The 4354-nt window shown below is 41.0% G+C and carries 4 protein-coding genes and 2 pseudogenes; 4 read left to right on the forward strand and 2 right to left on the reverse strand.

Annotation, left to right across the window (positions count from 1 at the left end):
• Positions 1 to 97: 97 nt before the first annotated feature.
• On the forward strand, positions 98 to 655 hold the full coding sequence (gene opcR / locus RAC86_RS35750) for an opuC operon transcriptional regulator OpcR (RefSeq protein WP_014115194.1): 558 nt from the start codon (positions 98 to 100) through the stop codon (positions 653 to 655).
• Positions 656 to 672: 17 nt separating this feature from the next.
• On the opposite strand, the pseudogene RAC86_RS35755 reads toward opcR, so the two are convergent.
• Positions 673 to 783: pseudogene (locus RAC86_RS35755) on the reverse strand (MarC family protein); the annotation flags it as partial.
• Position 784: 1 nt separating this feature from the next.
• On the opposite strand from RAC86_RS35755, the pseudogene RAC86_RS35760 reads away from it, so the two are divergent.
• Both RAC86_RS35760 and RAC86_RS35765 read left to right on the forward strand, forming a co-directional pair.
• Positions 785 to 1034 (forward strand): annotated as a pseudogene (locus RAC86_RS35760) (YvbH-like oligomerization domain-containing protein); the annotation flags it as partial.
• Positions 1035 to 1186: 152 nt separating this feature from the next.
• Complete coding sequence (locus RAC86_RS35765) at positions 1187 to 1885, forward strand: zinc ribbon domain-containing protein (RefSeq protein WP_014115196.1); 699 nt, start codon at positions 1187 to 1189, stop codon at positions 1883 to 1885.
• 35 nt (positions 1886 to 1920) lie between these two features.
• On the opposite strand, the gene RAC86_RS35770 is transcribed toward RAC86_RS35765, so the two are convergent.
• Positions 1921 to 3735, reverse strand: coding sequence for a zinc ribbon domain-containing protein (locus RAC86_RS35770; RefSeq protein ID WP_072565277.1), 1815 nt, complete (start codon positions 3733 to 3735; stop codon positions 1921 to 1923).
• A 126-nt stretch (positions 3736 to 3861) separates the two neighbouring features.
• Between RAC86_RS35770 and RAC86_RS35775 the strand changes: the two genes are divergently transcribed.
• On the forward strand, positions 3862 to 4329 hold the full coding sequence (locus RAC86_RS35775; protein ID WP_072565278.1) for a GNAT family N-acetyltransferase: 468 nt from the start codon (positions 3862 to 3864) through the stop codon (positions 4327 to 4329).
• Positions 4330 to 4354: the final 25 nt, after the last annotated feature.

Raw genomic sequence — 4354 nt, forward strand, 5'->3', positions numbered from 1 at the left:
GATACCTCCCTCTTCCTCTGCATTCAGCTATTTTCAACAACTGGCAGAAATATGATATATTGACACCATCAATTGCCATTTGAAGGGATGATCAGCTGTGGAAAAAACTGCTCTCGACATCATTGAACATGCTGAAGAGCATCTCATTGAGAAGATTGCCGATAATATGCATACGTTTGGAATGCCTTCAACTGTCGGGCGTGTGCTTGGAATTATTTATATGAATCGAAAACCGATGACATTAAGCGAGCTCTCTGAGGCAACGGGCATGAGCAAAACACGGATGAGCCAGGTTGTCCGTGAAATGATCGATGCCAATATTGCCGAAAAGGTGTTTGAAAAAGGCGTACGAAAAGACCTTTATGACGTCGAGCAGGATTATTATCAAACCTTCATTTCTTTATTTGCGGCGAATTGGACAAAGGTCGTGAGCAAAAACAAAGTGCTGTATAAAAAATTAAACCGGGAGCTGACTGATCTTTTACAAAGGGACGGGCTTACCCCCGAAGCGGAAGAGAAAGTCAATCAGCTGCTGAATGAACTAAGAGAATGGCTTCATTACTATGACTGGCTGAGCAGATTGATTGAATTTTTCGAGAGTGAGGAAGTCTTTCAATACGTGCCGAAAACAAAAGAAAGCAGCTCCCTGAAGTAAGGGAACTGCTTTTTGCATTATGACGTTAAGATCGGAAACATGCCTTTCAGCCCGGCACCAATCATTCCGACCGCAACGACCGCCAAGATTAATCCCATCAGTCTGGTAATGACGTTCATCTCGGTTTTAAAGTTAAAAGGCCTATATAAAGCACTGCTTCGCATCGCCAAAACAATCTATGAAAATGATATTTTAATCAATCAAGCGGAACAAAGCTTAGATAAAGCCGTGACTATTCTTCATCACACCCGTCCTGAACACATCAACATTGTTTCTCAATATAAAGAACTGGCCGAAATCAGATTCACTTGGCTGACATCCGTTCGCTCGCAGTATCATCTTAAGGAAGGATTTTGGAGATGTATTTGAAAAATATTTAATAACTAGCATAAAAAAAGACACAGCTGGTATTGGGCTCGTGTCTTTTTTGTGTGGTATTTTTGTATGAATATTGGTTACTTTACAACTTTTTTCTTTTATAATAAAACTAGTAGTCTATTTTACCTATATTACAGCTAAAGGAGTTATTTTATGTATTGTCCTCAATGCGGCCATCAAACAGATGGCGGAAAGTTTTGTGAGAAATGCGGATCACCGCTCCCTGGTCAATCAGGCCAACAGCAGGCAGCGCAAACCGGAGCCGCTGCAAAACAAGCAGCAAAGCAGTTCGGATCTTTTGTCCTGGCCGTCCTGAAACGCCCTTATCAGGAATGTAAAACAACAGGCGGAGAGCAGCTGATCAGCGCGATAATTACGTTGGTTCTTTTCAGTTTGCTGACCCCTTTGATGTTTTATATTCTTTTTTCAGACGGTCCCGGCAGCGTAAGCTTTACAGCAGTCTTTTTAGAGCCAACCATTTACTTTGCCCTGTTTATTTTCGGTTTGCATGCATTGATCTTTTTCGCCTTAAAAATCGCGGGAAACCCAGTATCTTTCAAAGATTCATTTTCCAGATTTGGTGCGTTTCTCATTCCATTTACGGCTATTTTGATTATTGCCCTTTTATTCTTTTTATTACATACAGACATATGCTTCACCGTGTTAGCTGTTGGTTTAATCGGTGCATTCTTTGCCATTCCTCCTGCGATGCTGAGCAGTTACCAGCATTCATATAAAGGAAAGGTTGATATCATTTACTCAACGATTGTAATTTATCTGATCACATGCGTTACATTTCAGCTTATTATCGAACACTATATGAAAGAGATTTTCCGTTATATGCTCTTTTAAAAACAACCCCATCACCTGCTGGTGATGGGGTTATTTTATTGAATAGACGTTAAGTAAATTCTTCCGTTCTTCACTACGCCGGTATAGGTCCAGTTATATGTTCTGAGCTTTGGACTGCCGCCTGATTTTGTGATGTAGAATTCTTCATACGTTTTAACCGTAATCGCTGATCCATTTTGGCTCCAGCTTTTCACTTCATAGTTATTAAAATCTTCTGTTGTCCCCTCTTTATTTAATTTCGCCACGAGGTGCTGCTGGTCGGAATAAAGGGAACTGCCTTTTTCAAGGCTGTCTTCCATCAGCGAGAAATTATTTTGATTCACGGCATCTGCCTGACCTTGCAGATAACTGCCCATAAATAATGTCACTTGTTCATCTGTAACATCACCGCTTGTTGACCTTTTACTGTCTTTATTTTTTGAGCCTTCCCAGGCGGATGTGTACGTCTCCGGTTTATCATTTTTGATTTTCTTTACATTTGTTCCGGCAGATTCAAATGTTGATTCTGCATTTTCGAAAATCCATTTTTTCTGTTTTTTATCATATGAAAGGAGATATTCGTAACTCGGGCTGTCATCAGTCATTTCAGGATTAGAATAGTCGTTATACGAAGAAGACTGGTGAAGTTCTTTCCCATTTACCGATACCTGCCATGTCCCGTCGTTTTTCTGAGAGAGCGCGAATGTATCTAGGTCAAAATCAGTTTCTAAGTATTTATCTTTTAAGTATGAATCCGTGTTTTTCATAGAATCGACGGTATCCTTCGTCTCTGCTTTCCATTTGGCACTAGCCTCTGTCATCTGGGCTGTATTCCCATCTGATAGCGCTTTTGAGTACTGTTTTGTTGTTTTGACGATCGTGTTCATCATCGTTTCCTGAGTATCTTGATCAGGAATTAACGTTAATTCCATTTCTTTATGATCAATCGGAACGCCCGCTGTTTTTGTTTTTCCCCATGGAAACTCTGCTTCGACCGAAGCCGTCATGGATCCGTCTGTCAGAAGCGGGCCGTATGTTACGGATTTGAACGGGTCTTTATGAATCGACTTGCCGTTAATCAGCAAATCTCCCTTCCCGCTTTTAATGTCATCCGCTAAGCTGAATGTCACATCGTCAGCTTCCAATGAGAGATCCACACGAAAGCTATTATCGCCAACCGCCTGAATGTCTTCCTTTTTCACAAGATCGACTACATCGTTTTTCAGTTTGGCTGAGACTGTATAGTCACCGGGAATGTACGGACCGAGGGTTTGTGCTTGATCCGCCTTCTTTACAGATCCGGCTTCCTCTTTGTTGACATATAAATCGGTATTTTTATAATTGCTGGTCACTTCAAAATAAACAGGTGCTATCTTTAAGTCATAATGGTCAAATACTAGCACGCTTTTCCCGTCTTTCTCCGCATATACGATATCCTTTTGGGCTGTTTCAGCACGCAGCGATGCAAAAAGCTCATCTTTTTTGTCAGGATGGTCCTTTAAATAGGTAAGAAACGGTTTTACATTATTTTTAGTCAGCTTGAGCTTGTCATTTACCGGCGTAAGGAGAGACGCGATTTGCTCTTTATCCTCATTATTTACAGCCTGTTCAAATTTGTCGACTAACCTATCCTTTGAAGTAAAGTACGCTCCGGTTTTATATGCGGCGAATAATATGATGCACGCTGCGGCAATGCTGCCCCATAAAACGATGGTCTTCTTAGGGATTGGTTTTCGAGGAGCCTGCCTCGTTTCAGCATTACTTGCTGTTTCTTTATGTGCCTGTCTGCTACTCTCTCCGATCGGGGTGCCGCATTCTTTACAAAACTTGGCTCCTTCATTATTTTTTTGACCGCATTCCTTACAAAACATGTGACTTTCCTCCTATTTTCTATCCACTAATTTGTACAGATTTCCTATGTTACATATTTTATAATAGAATGGTATGAAATTGGAGGAAATCACAAAAATATCTCTATAAACATATGAAAAGGTGGAATAATGATGCAACAGCTCACCATTCAAAAAGCTACAAACTATAACCAAGCGCTGTATGAGCTTCTGCTGCTCGCCGATCCGTCGAAAGAGATTGTTGATGAATACATAACCAGAGGAGAATGCTACACTGCCTATATATCGGGCGAGCTGGCTGGTGTATACGTGATGATCACAACCAGACCGCAAACCGTAGAAATCGTTAACATCGCAGTAAAACCAACAATGCAAAAACAGGGCATTGGCAAGCTTCTTATCCGCGATGCCATTGAAAAAGCGAAACAAATGGGAGCAAAGGTGATTGAGATTGGCACTGGAAATTCCAGCATCCATCAGCTGTCTCTTTATCAAAAATGCGGATTCCGCCTTCAGGCGATCGATCATGATTTTTTTATTAGACACTATGATGAGGAGATCTTTGAAAACGGCATTCAATGCCGCGATATGGTGAGGCTTTATTTTGATCTCTAAAACATAAAAAAACCGCCGAGAATTC

This window comes from Bacillus sp. LR_5, from assembly GCF_042709275.1.